Raw genomic sequence first — 13447 nt, 5'->3', positions numbered from 1 at the left:
AGGTCCGAGGTCCGAGGTCCGAGGTCCGAGGTCCGAGGTCCGAGGTCCGAGGTCCGAGGTCCGAGGTCCGAGGTCCGTTTAACACGCGCCGCGCGGTTTTATATTCACCTGAAACCTCATCCGTACGACTCACCCCCTGTTTGGTTTCGAGCACGAAGCAGCCGCGTTTGTACAAGTCAATTCGGCCGATGGATTGCTTGCCGCCACCATCGTCAAACGCGACGGCGCGCTCCAGCACGTAGGCATCCTGCGTGGGGCTGTCGGTGGTGGGGTCGGGCCGGGGTGCGCCGATTAAATCGCACAAATCCTGAAGGAACAGGCTGTAGTTAGCGCGCTCGGCCCCGCCGGCTTTCAGCCAACGGGTTTCAAATTCGAGGAAATTCACCGGGTAGAAGCGAAATGGTAGAAGAAAGAGACGTATCCCGGTGCTAGATACTACTTTCTAAAGCAAGTCGCCCACCTCGCGCACGCCTACCGGCCGCGCCACCGTGAAGCCTTCGCCAAACTCTACCCCAATAATATGGCCGAATTCCCGGGCCCGTGCTTCCATAAACCGGCCAAAGGCCTGGCTGGAAAGGTAGGTTTGCGGGGCGTCCAAATCAGGGTTGAAAAACTGGGTTTTGAACGCCTGAATGGCTTCCCATTTCTTCTCCCAGTGCGGCGTAATATCAACCACGAAATCGGGCGGCAGCTGCCGGTCCTGGATGTAGTGGTACACGTTTTTGGGGCGCCAGGCTTCTTGGGGCTGGCCGTTTTCGTCTCGCGTCTCAATCATGCGCAGGCCGCTCAGAAAGCAGGCATCCACGGCCAGCTGGGCGGCCTTGCCGTGGTCGGGGTGGCGGTCGGTGATGGCGTTGGCCAGCACCACCTCAGGCTGGTAGCGCCGAATGGCGGCAATGAGCAGCAACTGATGCTCCCGGTCGTTGCGGAAGAAGCCGTCGGCCATGCTTAAGTTTTCGCGGATATCGATGCCCAGGATTTTGTTGGAAGCTGCCGCTTCTTCGGCCCTGGTTTCGGGCGTTCCGCGCGTGCCCAGCTCGCCGCGCGTAAAATCAACAATCCCAACTTTCTTGCCCACGGCCATACTGGCCAGCAGCGTGCCGGTGCAGGACATTTCTACATCGTCGGGGTGGGCGCCAAGAGCCAGGATGTCAAGTTTCATTAGGTCAGTTTTGATGAATTAATAGAATAAAGAACGTCATGCAGAGCGCAGCGAAGCATCTTGCTTGCAGTCACTAAAAACAATTGATTAGTGGTGGCGGGCAAGATGCTTCGCTGCGCTCTGCATGACGTTCTGTTTGGTGCTGGCGGCGCTTATTTAATCCGCAGCTTCTTACCCGGCTGCAAGGTCTTCACGCCCGGGTTCAGCTTGCGCAGGGTGCTCACGCGCACCCCATACTTTTCGGCCACTTCCGACATCGTATCGCCCGAGCGTACCCGGTGCGTGACCACCTGCCGGGCCCGAGAAGGCGAACCACTGCTCCTACTGCTACGGTGCCCCAGCGCCCGGCTGTAGTAGTTGAACAGCTGAGAGGTAATAGTAAAATTGTCCTTGCGCAGCTTGTAGCCGGGAAAGTCGTACATCAGCACCGGGTTGATGGGGTTGCCCTGGTAGCGCACCTCGAAGTGCAGGTGCGAGCCCGTGCTACGTCCCGTGCTGCCGCCGTAGCCGATAAGCTGGCCGGCTTTAACGAAGGTGCCCACCGTCACCAGCGACTTGCTCAGATGGCCGTACACGGTTTCGAGCCCGTTGTAGTGCCGCACCAGAATGTAGTTGCCGTAGCCGCCGCCGTCCCAGGCCTGAATCCGCACCACGCCATCGAACACGGCTTTCACCGAGTCGCCGGTTTCCAAATCCAAGTCCATGCCGTAGTGCCAGCGGTAGCCCCGGAAGGCAAAGCCCGACGTAATGGGTGTCGTCACAAGCGGCATTTTAGCATAGCGCTGCCGGGGCGGGTCGGTGAGCCGTAGTTTCAGCGAGTCGCGGTAGCTGCGGCCATCCACGCGGTACGGGTTCACCCGGTGCGTGTCCCAAATGGAGTAGTAGCCCGCTACTTTCACCCACGACGAGTCGATGAGCACCTCCTCCGACATCTCCACAATTTCCTGCCCGCCCTCGTTCAGCGTCGTCGTGTCTTCGCTCACAATGCTGAGCTTCTTGGCCGGGTTGAAGTAAATGGACTTCGCGGCATCCGAATTCTCATCCGGGATTTCCTCGGTTTCAATTACCGTGGTGGTGTCCGGCCGCACGTAGCGCATCTTGGGGGTCTTGATGCGAAAGAAGTCCGACTTGCCGGACGTGCTGCCGGCTTTGGCCTTGGTACGAGGCGGTTTGCGGCGCTGCGCCTGCGCAGGGCTCAAGCCGGTCAGCAACAATAACAAAGCCAGCAGCAGCAGCGCCGGGCGCCAACGAATTATTTTCAAGAATATCAAAAGCAAGCAGAGAAAGGCCGTTGATAAGAACTTAAGTACTTGTCAACACGCCGTTTGGTCTAAAACAAAACGGTTAGAAAGGACGAACCACAAAGCTCGCTCTTTCTAACACGTCTTTAACTAACACGGTAACACAAAATTTAGTGTATGCCCATTGCCGCGAGGTACCGCTCGGCATCCAGCGCGGCCATGCAGCCGGTGCCAGCAGCCGTCACGGCCTGCCGGTAGGTGTAGTCCTGTACGTCGCCGCAAGCAAATACGCCGTCGATGTTGGTCTTGCTGCTGCCAGGAATCGTTTTCAAATAGCCCTGCTCGTCGTGGTGCAGGTAGGGCTGGAAAATCTTCGAATTCGGCTCGTGCCCGATGGCCACAAAGAAGCCCGTCAGCGGAATCTCCCGCGTTTCGTGCGTCAGTACGTTCTTCACGCGCACACCTTCCACCGCGTGCTCGCCCAGAATCTCATCCGTCACCGTATCGAACAGCACCTCAATCTTGGGGTTGTCGAGCACGCGCTTCTGCATGATTTTCGAGGCCTTCATTTCGCTCTTGCGCACTATCATGGTCACCTTGCTGGCCAGGTTGGCCAGGTAGGTCGCCTCCTCCGCTGCCGTATCGCCGGCGCCCACAATGGCCACTTCCTGCCCGCGGTAGAAGAATCCGTCACACACCGCGCAGGCCGACACGCCCGAGCCGTTCAGTTTGGCTTCCGAGGGCAGCCCCAGCCACTTGGCCGAAGCACCAGTGGCAATAATCACGGCGTCAGCAGTCAGCTCCGTGCTTTCATCAATAGTGATTTTGCGCGGCGTCACCGAAAAATCTACCGCCGTGGCAATGCCGTAACGGATATCCGTTCCGAAGCGGGTGGCCTGCTTTTTCAGGTCCTCCATCATCTCCGGCCCCATAATTCCATCCGGGTAGCCGGGGAAATTCTCTACGTCATTCGTAATAGTGAGCTGGCCGCCGGGCTGCAAACCCATGTACATCACGGGCGCCATGTTGGCTCGGGCCGCATAAATCGCCGCAGTATAGCCAGCCGGGCCGGAGCCAATAATCAGACATTTAATGTGTTCAGCCATTGCGTTGGGCGGCAAGCTTTCGCTTGCCGTGTTGAAGCTATTTTTCAAGATAAAAGTCTCACGGTAAGCCCAAGCTCACCGCACAGGTTGTACAAAAAACCCCAACCTTACAGCCGGGGTTTTTGCAACAACAAAACTAAGCAGAAGTTAGCCCAGATACGGTTTCAGCGCCTTCGAGCGCGACGTGTGCCGCAACCGCCGAATGGCCTTTTCCTTAATCTGACGCACCCGCTCACGGGTCAAGTTGAACTTCTCACCGATTTCTTCGAGCGTCAGCGCAGCCTCGCCATTCAGCCCGAAGTAGAGTGTAATCACATCGGCCTCGCGCTTGGTCAACGTGCTCAACGCCCGCTGCACTTCCTTGCGGAGCGAGTCATTCATCAGGGCCATGTCCGGCGACTCCTCGTCCTCGTTTTCGAGCACGTCGAGCAGACGGTTTTCCTCGCCCTGCACAAAAGGCGCATCCACGGACACGTGGCGGCCGCTGATTTTCAGCGTGTCCACCACTTCCGAAGTAGTCAGTTCCAGCACTTCAGCAATTTCCTCGGGCGAAGGCTCGCGCTCAAATTTCTGCTCCAACTCGGAGAAGGACTTGCTGATTTTGTTAAGCGAACCCACCCGGTTCAGAGGCAGACGCACAATGCGGCTCTGCTCGGCCAAGGCTTGCAGAATCGACTGACGAATCCACCAAACGGCGTACGAAATGAATTTAAAACCACGGGTTTCGTCGAAGCGCTTAGCGGCTTTGATGAGGCCGAGGTTGCCTTCGTTGATAAGGTCACCCAGCGAAAGGCCCTGGTTCTGATACTGTTTAGCAACCGACACGACGAAACGCAGGTTGGCTTTGGTCAATTTTTCCAGCGCCTGCTGGTCCCCGTCGCGGATGCGCTGCGCGAGCGTCACCTCCTCATCGGGCGTGAGCAAATCAACCTTGCCAATCTCCTGGAGGTACTTGTCCAGCGACTGGCTTTCGCGGTTGGTAATCTGCTTACTAATTTTTAGCTGTCTCATGGGGGACTAGGTAAGAACGATATCTGATGGGGTTATACGAAAGAAAAGTCCGTTCGGGCAGTCCCTAAGTCAGAGGAAGCCAACAGGCTTCCTCTGCTATTAGTTCAGGCCTACGGTTGGGCTTAGGCTTTGGCTTCGCCGTTGCTGGCAGCCGCACCTTCCGGTTTCGGCAGCAGCACTTTGCGCGAGAGCCGGTACTTGCCGGTTTTCTTATCGATTTCCACCAGTTTCACGTCAATGTCCTGACCCACTTCCAACAGGCCTTCCAGCGTCTGAATCCGCTCGTGCGTCACTTCCGAGATGTGCAGCAGGCCGTCTTTGCCCGGCATAATCTCCACGAAAGCGCCGTAGGGCTGAATGCTGCGCACTTTGCCTTTGTACACCTCGCCCACTTCGGGCTGGGCCGCGATGGCGCGAATCCGGTCGATGGCGCCCTGCATGTCCTCCTGGTTGGAGGCGTAAATACTCACGTGGCCCTTCTCGTCCTTCTCCTCAATAATCACCGTGGCATTGGTGTCCTTCTGAATCTGCTGAATCACCTTGCCGCCCGGCCCGATTACCGCACCAATAAACTCTTTGTCGATGAGCATCTTGTGCGAACGCGGGGTATGCGGTTTCAGCTCCGGAGCCGGGGCCGAAATCGTCTTCGCCATCTCACGCAGAATGTGCAAGCGGCCTTCCCGTGCCTGATGCAAAGCAGCGGTCAGTATCTCATTGCTCAGACCCTGGATTTTAATGTCCATCTGGCAAGCGCAAATACCTTTCTCCGTGCCGGTCACCTTGAAGTCCATGTCGCCAAGGTGGTCCTCGTCGCCAAGAATGTCGCTCAACACCGCGTACTCACCGGTTTCCTTATCCTGCACCAAGCCCATGGCGATACCCGCCACGGCCGACGTAATTTTCACACCCGCGTCCATCAAAGCCAGCGAACCGGCGCACACGGTAGCCATCGAGCTGGAGCCATTCGACTCCAGGATGTCCGACACGATGCGGATGGTGTAGGGGTTTTCTTCTTCCGAAGGCAGCACCTGGCGCAGTGAACGCAGGGCCAGGTTGCCGTGGCCGATTTCGCGGCGGCCAGCGCCGCGGTTTGGCTTCACTTCGCCGGTCGAGAAACCGGGGAAGTTATAGTGCAGCATGAACTTCGAGTAGCCCTTGGTCAGCGGCTGGTCGATAATTTGCTCATCGAGCTTGGTGCCGAGCGTGGCCGTAGTCAAGCTTTGGGTTTCGCCGCGGGTGAAGATGGCCGAGCCGTGCGCACCGGGCAAATAGTTGATTTCCGACCAGATGGGGCGGATTTCGGTGAGCTGGCGGCCGTCGAGGCGCACCCGCTCCTTCACCATCATGTCGCGAATGGCCTTCTTCTCGGCCGAGCCATAATAGCGGCTGAACATTTTCATGTCCAGCTCCGGCTGCTCGGCCACGAGTTTGTCGAGGAACGCCTTCTTCACGCCCGAGAAGCCTTCCTTGCGGCCGCCCTTGCTGGTGTTGCCCGAGCGGGCCACGTCGTAAGCACCCTGGTAAACGCCTTCCTGAATGAGCTTTTTCAGCGCCTCGTTTTCCTCGTACTTGGGGTACTCGCGGGGCTGCGACTCCGGCGTGCGGCCCACGGCCTCCGCTAGTTCCTTCTGCAACTGGCACTGGGCCTTGATGGCTTCGTGGCCGAAGGCAATGGCCGCCACCATTTCCTCCTCGCTCACTTCCTTCATGGCGCCTTCCACCATGGCCACCGAGTCGGCCGTAGCGCCCACCATCAGGTCCATGTCGGCGCGGGCAAGGTCGGAGGTCTTGGGGTTAATCTGAAACTGGCCGTCGATGCGCGCCACGCGCACTTCCGAAATCGGGCCAGCAAACGGAATATCAGAAATCGACAGCGCGGCCGAGGCGGCCAGGGCGGCCAGCGCGTCGGGCTGCACTTCTTTATCGGCCGAGATGAGGGTAATCATCACCTGCACCTCGTAGTGGTAGTCTTTGGGGAACATCGGCCGCAGGATGCGGTCGACGAGGCGGCAAATCAGGATTTCGTAGTCGCTCAAGCGGCCTTCGCGGCGTTGAAACGAGCCGGGAATCTTGCCGGCCGAGCCGAATTTCTCCTGGTAATCAACCGACAGCGGCAGGAAATCAACGCCTTCGCGCTGGCTCGGGGCCGACACCACCGTGGCGAGCAGCATGGTGTCGCCGAGACGCACCACGACGGCGCCGTCAGCGAATTTGGCCAGCTTGCCGGTTTCGATGGAGATGACGCGGCCGTCGGGCAGCGCCAGGGTTTTGGTAATGGCGTGGGGTTGGGACATCAGCGGGGTTTGCTTGGAAAAGCGACAGCGGGCGAGCAGCCAAAAACGAGTGCCGCCAGCGGCCCTCGTTACTCAGGTATTGATAACAGCGGTGCGCCGATAAAACCAACCGTCGGGGGTAGCCTCGGCGCCAAACCAACCCGAACAAAAAAAGAGTAGGGAACCTTCGTTGGAAGGCTCCCTACTCTCAGATTCTGGACTTACTTACGGATGCCCAGCTCCTTGATGATGGCGCGGTAGCGGTTGATTTCGCGGTGCTGCAGGTAATCCAGCATGCTGCGGCGCTTACCTACGAGCTTCAGGAGGCCCAGACGGGTGCTGTGGTCCTTCTTGTTCACCTTGAGGTGCTCGGTGAGGTGGGTGATGCGGTGGGTGAAGAGGGCGATTTGCGACTCGGCCGAACCGGTATCGGTTTTTGACTTCTGCAGGCTGTTCTTTTCGAAGATGGCCTGTTTGGCTTCGGTATTTAAAATCATCGGTTGATAGGTGTGACCCCGTCTTAGATTTTAGGATGAAAAAAGAAAATTTGACTACCCCACACATTGGGGTGCCGCAAAGGTACGAAATTTAAAAACAGGATGAAAGCAGCGTCGAAAGTTTTGTCGTAGAAGCCGACGCTTAAGCCACCAACTCTTCTTCCGGCTCCGTGATTTTGCGCAGGGCCGGAATGCCCAGCCGCTGCGGCAGCCGACGCCAGAAATCCAGTTCCAGCAAGCCGGAGTCGTTGTACGCCTGATATAGGAAAAACAACCCCGCTGGCAGCAGCACCAGATTCGACATCCACATGCCGATGCCCACCGGCATCACAAACTCGCGGCCGTACTTCTCGCCCATGATGCTGAGCACGTAGTACACGATGAAGAAGAGGATGGAAATGAGAATGGGCACACCCAAGCCGCCTTTTTTGATAATGGAACCAAGCGGCGCGCCAATCAAAAACATGAGCAGTACTGCAACGGATTGCGAATATTTGCGAAAAATCTCAATGCGAAACAAGGCCGAATTTTTGGCCAAGTCCGTCAGTCGCTCCGCCGAGGAATCGGCATATGTTTTCAGGTTGCGGGCGCGATTGAGGGCCTGCTCCATAACCGGCGGCGTCAGCGTAGCCAGCCGCTTCACGGGCACCTGCCAGCCTTCTACTTTGCGATTGGCCGCCCGTCCCGTCGTATCAAAGCGCAAATAAGAATAGTACGAATTCATCTGCATCGGCAGAAGTTGCTCCTCGCGGTGCATTTTTTTCTGCACCGAATCGGTGGCGTAGTGTAGCTGTGGTATGTTCAGCATCATCCGGTTTTGCGCAAACAACTCTTTTTTAGTTGTCGTCATGCCGAAGGAAGCGAGCGAAAACGTAATTACGTTGTGGTCGAATGCCTGGCGAACGAAGCTTGCTCCGGCCCGGTCTTGGGCATCGGGCTGCTCCACGTAGTTGTGGCCATGAAAGAGTTCAAAAGCTAAATACCCGCCACCGTGTGTTGTGCGCATACGGCCTGAATCTGCTAGCATCACAGTAGCGTTGCCCGACTTCTGGGTATGGTCGTAAATCATAACGCCGTGCAGTCGGTCACCGTTTTCGCCGGTTTTCTTATTCACTTTGATGGTGTAGCCGGGAATGCCGTTGTAGAAAACGCCTTCCCGGATATCCAAGGCCAATTTCTGCTGGCGCACATCCCACAACAAACTGTAGGCATTCAGATTAGCGCGCGGCACAATCGTTTCGTTAAACCAGAAAGCGCCTACGGCCAGCGCCGCTGTCAACAGCAGCACTGGGCGCAAAATGCGCGTTAGCGCAATGCCAGAGGCTTTAATAGCCGTCAGTTCGTGGTGTTCGCCTAGGTTGCCGTACGTCATCAGCGACGACAGCAGTACGGCCAACGGCAGCGAAACAGGGACAATCAGGACACTGAAGTAGAATAGCAATTTCAGCAATACCCCCGTGCCCAAGTCCTTGCCGATGATATCGTCGAGGTATTTCAACAGCGTGTGGGTGAGCAGAATGAACTGCACTACGGCGAATGTGAGCAGGAAGGGCCCGGCAAAGGCCTTAAGAATAAGTTTATCGAGCTTCTTAAGCATAAAATGTGCCCCTTGGCATCGGTTGTGGCTTTGGGCAAAACGATGACAGGAAGGAAAAAGTACCGCTAGGCCCGGAAATACCCGGTCTGGCCAAATTTCAGCCTATCCTCCCACCTGCTCGCGCAATTTGCCCACCAGGCCTTCCCACATTTCATGCTGTTCGCGCGCATCGTGGGCCGCCGAATAATCAATTACGCGCAAGTAAACCTCATCCGTCACCTGCGAGGAGTCGAGGGTGAACTCCAGGAAGCTGGCATCGGTCACGGGCTGGCGCTGCTCATCGAGGAAAACGAAGCGCACGGCACGATTCAGGCGCTGGCCCGAAATTTCGGCGTAATGGTTGTCGTTGTCCCAGATAAAATTGAGGCGCTGGCCCTCCACATAGCGCACATCGTCGCAAAACCACTGGGAAAGGCCCGAGGCGGTGGCCAGATAAGGGAAAAGAATTTTGGGCGAGGCATTGATGGGGAATTCCACCACGAAGCGCGCTTTCGTTTGAGTATCAGATAAAGCCATCAGAGGAAGTCGGAAATTCGGCGCCCTCCCTGGTTTGAAAACAACGGGGCGCAAGATAAAAACAGTGTTTTTTGGCCTGTGGGCTTGCACGGCGGCTTTTCGTCAGCGTACCTTTGCACCCACAAAACCCGGCGGGGTAGCTCAGCTGGTTAGAGCACAGGATTCATAACCCTGAGGTCGGCGGTTCGAGCCCGCCTCCCGCTACATCGAAAACCGTTTCAGCATTGCGCTGGAGCGGTTTTTTCGTTTCCGGCCTTTTTGTCAAACGTCAGCCTAGCGGCCCAACGTATCAAACGGCGCGAAATTGGGAAAGCCTGAAACAAGAAGACGCTGGACCCACTCAGTGGCCAGCGTCTTCTTGGTCAATAGCGGCCGGAAGCGACTATTTCGCTTTTTCCACGATGCCTTTGAAGGCTTCGGGGTGGTTCAGGGCCAAGTCAGCCAGCACTTTGCGGTTGAGCTCGATGCCAGCCTTTTTCAGGCCGCCCATCAGTTGCGAATACGACAGGCCGTGCTCACGAGCGCCGGCGTTGATACGCTGAATCCAGAGGGCGCGGAATTCGCGCTTCTTTACTTTACGGTCGCGGTAAGCGTAGAGCAGGCCTTTTTCAACGGCGTTCTTGGCTACGGTCCACACGTTTTTGCGACGGCCGTAGTAGCCTTTCGCCAAACGCATGATTTTCTTACGGCGGTGGCGCGAGGCCACGTGGTTGACACTTCTTGGCATAACCTAGGGAGTTTTTGGCAGCCGGCGACGGATTGAGTCTTAGAGCCGGAAGCCTGGTGAAAATTGCTTGTTAGTTAACTCAGATGTTGAGCATCTGACGCACGCGGTTCATGTCGGCGCTGCTTACCAAGCCCGTGTGGGTCAGGCCGCGCTTCTGCTTGGTCGTCTTCTTGGTCAGAATGTGCGATTTGAAGGCGTGCTTCCGCTTCACCTTGCCCGTTCCGGTGAGCGCAAAGCGCTTCTTAGCACCGGATTTGGTCTTTACTTTCGGCATTGTAGTGGTTGTTGGAGGGTTGGTTGTTGATTGTTGATTGCTGACTGACCAGTGGTCGGGAAGCCATCTTCAACCGGGTAAATGCTATTCGGCGGCGTCGGCAGCGGGAGCTGGGGCCGGTTCGGAGGTCTTGTCGGTGGCGTCGGCTTTGGGCTCGGCTGGCTTGGGCGCCTTGGGCTTGGCGTCGGCCGGGGCGGCGGGCTTGGCCGAGGCGGCGGCTTTGGCCACTACCGCGGCCTTGGGGGCGAGGTAGAGGAACATGCGCTTGCCTTCGAGCTTGGGCAGCTGCTCTACTTTGGCGAGGTCCTCAAGGGCCTGGGCAAACTTGAGCAGCAGGATTTCGCCCCTCTCCTTGAACACGATGCTGCGGCCGACGAAGTGCACGTAGCTCTTGATTTTCGCGCCTTCGCGCAAAAACTCCTGGGCGTGCTTCACTTTGAAGGCGAAGTCGTGCTCGTCGGTGTTGGGGCCGAAGCGGATTTCCTTGAGGACGACTTTGGTTTGCTTGGCTTTCAGCTCGCGGGTTTTCTTCTTCTGCTCGTACTTGAATTTCGAGTAGTCGATGACGCGGCAAACGGGCGGCGTGGCCGTGGGCGAAATCTCAACGAGGTCGAGATTTTGCTCTTGGGCCATTTTGCGGGCCTGGTCGGTCGGGTAAACGCCTTGCTCGACGTTGTCGCCAACGAGACGCACTTCGCGGGCCGTGATTTTCTGATTGATTTTGAACGGCTCTTCCACCTGCTGGCGGGGCACGTACCGACGATTCGGGGTTGCTATGGTTTGGTCCTCCTGCTAAAAAAGTGGCGGGGAATGAGATTCTAGGCAGTTCAGGCCGGGTAAGGCCTGGCTATCAAGGGGCAAATATCGGTATTTAAAATGGGAAAGGCAAGCTGATTACAGAAGGAATTTGTGAGGGAGCTTAAAAGGGCAAAAAAGAACGTCATGCTGAGCGAAATCGAAGCATCTCTGCCGCGAGAGTAAATAATTACTATTGCGGTAAAGATGCTTCGACTTCGCTCAGCATGACGTTCTATGCACTTAGACGAAACTACATTGCCTCTACCATCTGGCTTTGCACGCTCTTCACGAAATCGGCCAGCGGCATGGAGCCGAGGTCGCCTTCGCCGTGCTTGCGGACGGAGATGATGTTGTCCTGGGCTTCCTTCTCCCCTACTACCAGCAGATAAGGGATTTTGCCCATTTCGGCGTCGCGGATTTTGCGGCCGATGCGCTCGTCGCGGCCATCCACGGTGCCGCGCAGGTCGTGCTGCTCCAGCTGGGCTTTCACCTGATAGGCGTAGTCGCTGTACTTATCGGAAATCGGGAGCACTATGAACTGCTCGGGCGTGAGCCAGAGCGGGAAATTGCCGCCGCAGTGCTCGATGAGCACGGCCACGAAACGCTCCAGCGAGCCGAAGGGGGCGCGGTGAATCATCACCGGGCGCTGCTTGGAGTTGTCGGCGGCGGTGTATTCGAGGTCGAAGCGCTCGGGCAGGTTGTAATCGACCTGGATGGTGCCGAGCTGCCAGCGGCGGCCAATAGCGTCGCGCACCATGAAGTCGAGCTTGGGGCCGTAGAAGGCGGCTTCGCCCAGCTCGGTGGTGGTGGTGAGGCCTTTTTCGGCGGCGGCTTCGATGATGGCGCTTTCGGCCAGGGCCCAGTTTTCGTCGGTGCCGATGTACTTGGCTTTGTTTTCGGGGTCACGCAGTGAAATCTGGGCGGTGAAATCGTTAAAATCCAGCGCCTTGAGCACGTAGAGCACGATGTCAATCACCTTCATGAACTCGTCCTTCACTTGGTCGGGGCGGCAGAAGAGGTGGGCGTCGTCCTGCGTGAAGCCGCGCACGCGGGTGAGGCCGTGCAGCTCGCCCGACTGCTCGTAGCGGTACACGGTGCCGAACTCGGCGAAGCGCACGGGCAGGTCGCGGTAGCTGCGGGGCTCGGTTTTGTAGATTTCGCAGTGGTGCGGGCAATTCATCGGCTTGAGGAAGAATTCCTCGCCGGGGTTGGGCGTTTTGATGGGCTGGAACGAGTCGGCGCCGTACTTCTCGTAGTGGCCGCTGGTCACGTACAGCTCCTTGGCGCCGATGTGGGGCGTCACGACGGGTAGGTAGCCAGCCTTCACCTGAGCTTTGCGCAGGAACTGTTCAAGGCGCTCGCGCAGGGCCGTGCCTTTGGGCAACCACAGGGGCAGCCCCGCTCCTACTTTCTCGGAGAAAGCAAACAGCTTCAGCTCTTTGCCCAGTTTGCGGTGGTCGCGGCGCTTGGCTTCTTCGAGGCGTTCGAGGTACTCGGTGAGGTCCTTGGCTTTGGGGAAAGTGATGCCGTAGACGCGGGTGAGCTGCTGGCGGTTGGCATCGCCGCGCCAGAACACGCCGCCCACGTTCATGAGCTTGGCAGCTTTGATGGTGCCGGTGTCGGGAATGTGCGGGCCGCGGCAGAGGTCGGTGAAGTTGCCCTGCGTATAGAAGGTGATGTTGCCGTCTTCGAGGTTTTCGAGCAGCTCCAGCTTGTAGGGGTCCTGCTTCTCGGTGAAGTAGGCAATGGCATCGGCTTTCGAGACTTCCTTGCGCTCGTAGCGGCTCTTGTTTTTGGCCAGCTCCAGCATTTTCTTCTCAATTTCGGGGAAGTCCTCGCTGCTGATGCTGCGGCCCTCGCCGAGGTCGACATCGTAGTAGAAGCCGTTTTCGATGGCCGGGCCGATGGCCAGCTTCACGCCGGGGTACAGGGCTTCGAGCGCCTCGGCCATGAGGTGGGCCGAGGAGTGCCAATAGGTGGATTTGCCGCTGGGGTCGTTCCAGGTGAGGATGCTGACGGTGGCGTTGTCGGGCAGGGCGCGGTGCAGGTCGCGGACTTCACCGTTGACGGTGACGGCGAGGGCGTTGCGGGCGAGGCCTTCGGAGATGCTGGCGGCGACGTCGTAGCCGGTGGCGCCGTCGGCTAGCTGGCGCTGGGAGCCGTCGGGGAGGGTGATGTTGAGCATATAAAGCAGAATGGGTGCCTGAGCGGCAAAATGGGGCGCAAGTTACGCGTTGCTTGATTT

The 13447-nt window shown here is 57.7% G+C and carries 12 protein-coding genes, 1 tRNA gene and 1 pseudogene; 1 reads left to right on the top strand and 13 read right to left on the bottom strand.

All coding sequences use genetic code 11. From position 1 onward, the window contains the following. The 9 genes from Q5H92_RS25785 to Q5H92_RS25745 all read right to left on the bottom strand — a co-directional run. Positions 1-385, bottom strand: a 385-nt coding sequence (locus Q5H92_RS25785) for a type IIL restriction-modification enzyme MmeI (protein WP_369811181.1), incomplete at its 3' end; no start/stop codon positions are given. A 57-nt stretch (positions 386-442) separates the two neighbouring features. After that, the gene (bshB1, locus tag Q5H92_RS25780; protein ID WP_305014459.1) at positions 443-1162 is read right to left on the bottom strand and encodes a bacillithiol biosynthesis deacetylase BshB1; all 720 of its coding nucleotides are present in this window, start codon (positions 1160-1162) and stop codon (positions 443-445) included. A gap of 152 nt (positions 1163-1314) precedes the next feature. Further along, positions 1315-2424 carry a peptidoglycan DD-metalloendopeptidase family protein gene (locus Q5H92_RS25775; protein ID WP_305014458.1) on the bottom strand — a complete coding sequence of 370 codons (1110 nt, stop codon included), beginning with the start codon at positions 2422-2424 and terminating at the stop codon, positions 1315-1317. A 149-nt stretch (positions 2425-2573) separates the two neighbouring features. Then, entirely contained in the window at positions 2574-3509 is a 936-nt protein-coding gene (trxB, locus tag Q5H92_RS25770) for a thioredoxin-disulfide reductase (protein ID WP_305014457.1), read from the bottom strand. A gap of 147 nt (positions 3510-3656) precedes the next feature. Beyond that, on the bottom strand, positions 3657-4520 hold the full coding sequence (locus Q5H92_RS25765) for a sigma-70 family RNA polymerase sigma factor (protein ID WP_035566352.1): 864 nt from the start codon (positions 4518-4520) through the stop codon (positions 3657-3659). Positions 4521-4642: 122 nt separating this feature from the next. Beyond that, the gene (pnp, locus tag Q5H92_RS25760) at positions 4643-6814 is read right to left on the bottom strand and encodes a polyribonucleotide nucleotidyltransferase (protein ID WP_305014456.1); all 2172 of its coding nucleotides are present in this window, start codon (positions 6812-6814) and stop codon (positions 4643-4645) included. Positions 6815-7014: 200 nt separating this feature from the next. Then, positions 7015-7290, bottom strand: coding sequence for a 30S ribosomal protein S15 (gene rpsO / locus Q5H92_RS25755; protein WP_305014455.1), 276 nt, complete (start codon positions 7288-7290; stop codon positions 7015-7017). A 142-nt stretch (positions 7291-7432) separates the two neighbouring features. After that, positions 7433-8887: an LptF/LptG family permease gene (locus Q5H92_RS25750; RefSeq protein ID WP_305014454.1), complete on the bottom strand. Its 1455-nt coding sequence runs from the start codon at positions 8885-8887 to the stop codon at positions 7433-7435. A gap of 102 nt (positions 8888-8989) precedes the next feature. Continuing rightward, entirely contained in the window at positions 8990-9403 is a 414-nt protein-coding gene (locus Q5H92_RS25745; protein WP_305014453.1) for an START-like domain-containing protein, read from the bottom strand. Between the two features lie 130 nt (positions 9404-9533). Between Q5H92_RS25745 and Q5H92_RS25740 the strand changes: the two genes are divergently transcribed. After that, positions 9534-9607, top strand: a tRNA-Met gene (locus Q5H92_RS25740). 178 nt (positions 9608-9785) lie between these two features. Here the strand turns inward: Q5H92_RS25740 and rplT are convergent. The 4 genes and pseudogenes from rplT to thrS form a co-directional block, all read right to left on the bottom strand. Further along, complete coding sequence (gene rplT / locus Q5H92_RS25735) at positions 9786-10130, bottom strand: 50S ribosomal protein L20 (protein ID WP_168672944.1); 345 nt, start codon at positions 10128-10130, stop codon at positions 9786-9788. Positions 10131-10209: 79 nt separating this feature from the next. Next, positions 10210-10404 carry a 50S ribosomal protein L35 gene (gene rpmI, locus Q5H92_RS25730; RefSeq protein WP_046242504.1) on the bottom strand — a complete coding sequence of 65 codons (195 nt, stop codon included), beginning with the start codon at positions 10402-10404 and terminating at the stop codon, positions 10210-10212. 219 nt (positions 10405-10623) lie between these two features. After that, positions 10624-11181: pseudogene (infC, locus tag Q5H92_RS25725) on the bottom strand (translation initiation factor IF-3); the annotation flags it as partial. A 271-nt stretch (positions 11182-11452) separates the two neighbouring features. Beyond that, positions 11453-13387: a threonine--tRNA ligase gene (gene thrS / locus Q5H92_RS25720; protein ID WP_305014452.1), complete on the bottom strand. Its 1935-nt coding sequence runs from the start codon at positions 13385-13387 to the stop codon at positions 11453-11455. Between the last annotated feature and the right edge of the window lie 60 nt (positions 13388-13447).

It is taken from the genome of Hymenobacter mellowenesis (assembly GCF_030581005.1).
GTDB lineage: Bacteria > Bacteroidota > Bacteroidia > Cytophagales > Hymenobacteraceae > Hymenobacter > Hymenobacter mellowenesis.
This window is presented reverse-complemented; position numbering and strand designations above follow the sequence as displayed.

Excerpts from the sequence above, each read along its gene's own strand:
- bshB1 (WP_305014459.1), bottom strand. The coding sequence starts at position 1,162 with ATGAAACTTGACATCCTGGCTCTTGGCGCCCACCCCGACGATGTAGAA.
- pnp (WP_305014456.1), bottom strand. The coding sequence starts at position 6,814 with ATGTCCCAACCCCACGCCATTACCAAAACCCTGGCGCTGCCCGACGGC.
- Q5H92_RS25765 (WP_035566352.1), bottom strand. The coding sequence starts at position 4,520 with ATGAGACAGCTAAAAATTAGTAAGCAGATTACCAACCGCGAAAGCCAG.
- thrS (WP_305014452.1), bottom strand. The coding sequence starts at position 13,387 with ATGCTCAACATCACCCTCCCCGACGGCTCCCAGCGCCAGCTAGCCGAC.
- rpsO (WP_305014455.1), bottom strand. The coding sequence starts at position 7,290 with ATGATTTTAAATACCGAAGCCAAACAGGCCATCTTCGAAAAGAACAGC.
- rplT (WP_168672944.1), bottom strand. The coding sequence starts at position 10,130 with ATGCCAAGAAGTGTCAACCACGTGGCCTCGCGCCACCGCCGTAAGAAA.
- Q5H92_RS25745 (WP_305014453.1), bottom strand. The coding sequence starts at position 9,403 with ATGGCTTTATCTGATACTCAAACGAAAGCGCGCTTCGTGGTGGAATTC.
- trxB (WP_305014457.1), bottom strand. The coding sequence starts at position 3,509 with ATGGCTGAACACATTAAATGTCTGATTATTGGCTCCGGCCCGGCTGGC.
- Q5H92_RS25750 (WP_305014454.1), bottom strand. The coding sequence starts at position 8,887 with ATGCTTAAGAAGCTCGATAAACTTATTCTTAAGGCCTTTGCCGGGCCC.
- rpmI (WP_046242504.1), bottom strand. The coding sequence starts at position 10,404 with ATGCCGAAAGTAAAGACCAAATCCGGTGCTAAGAAGCGCTTTGCGCTC.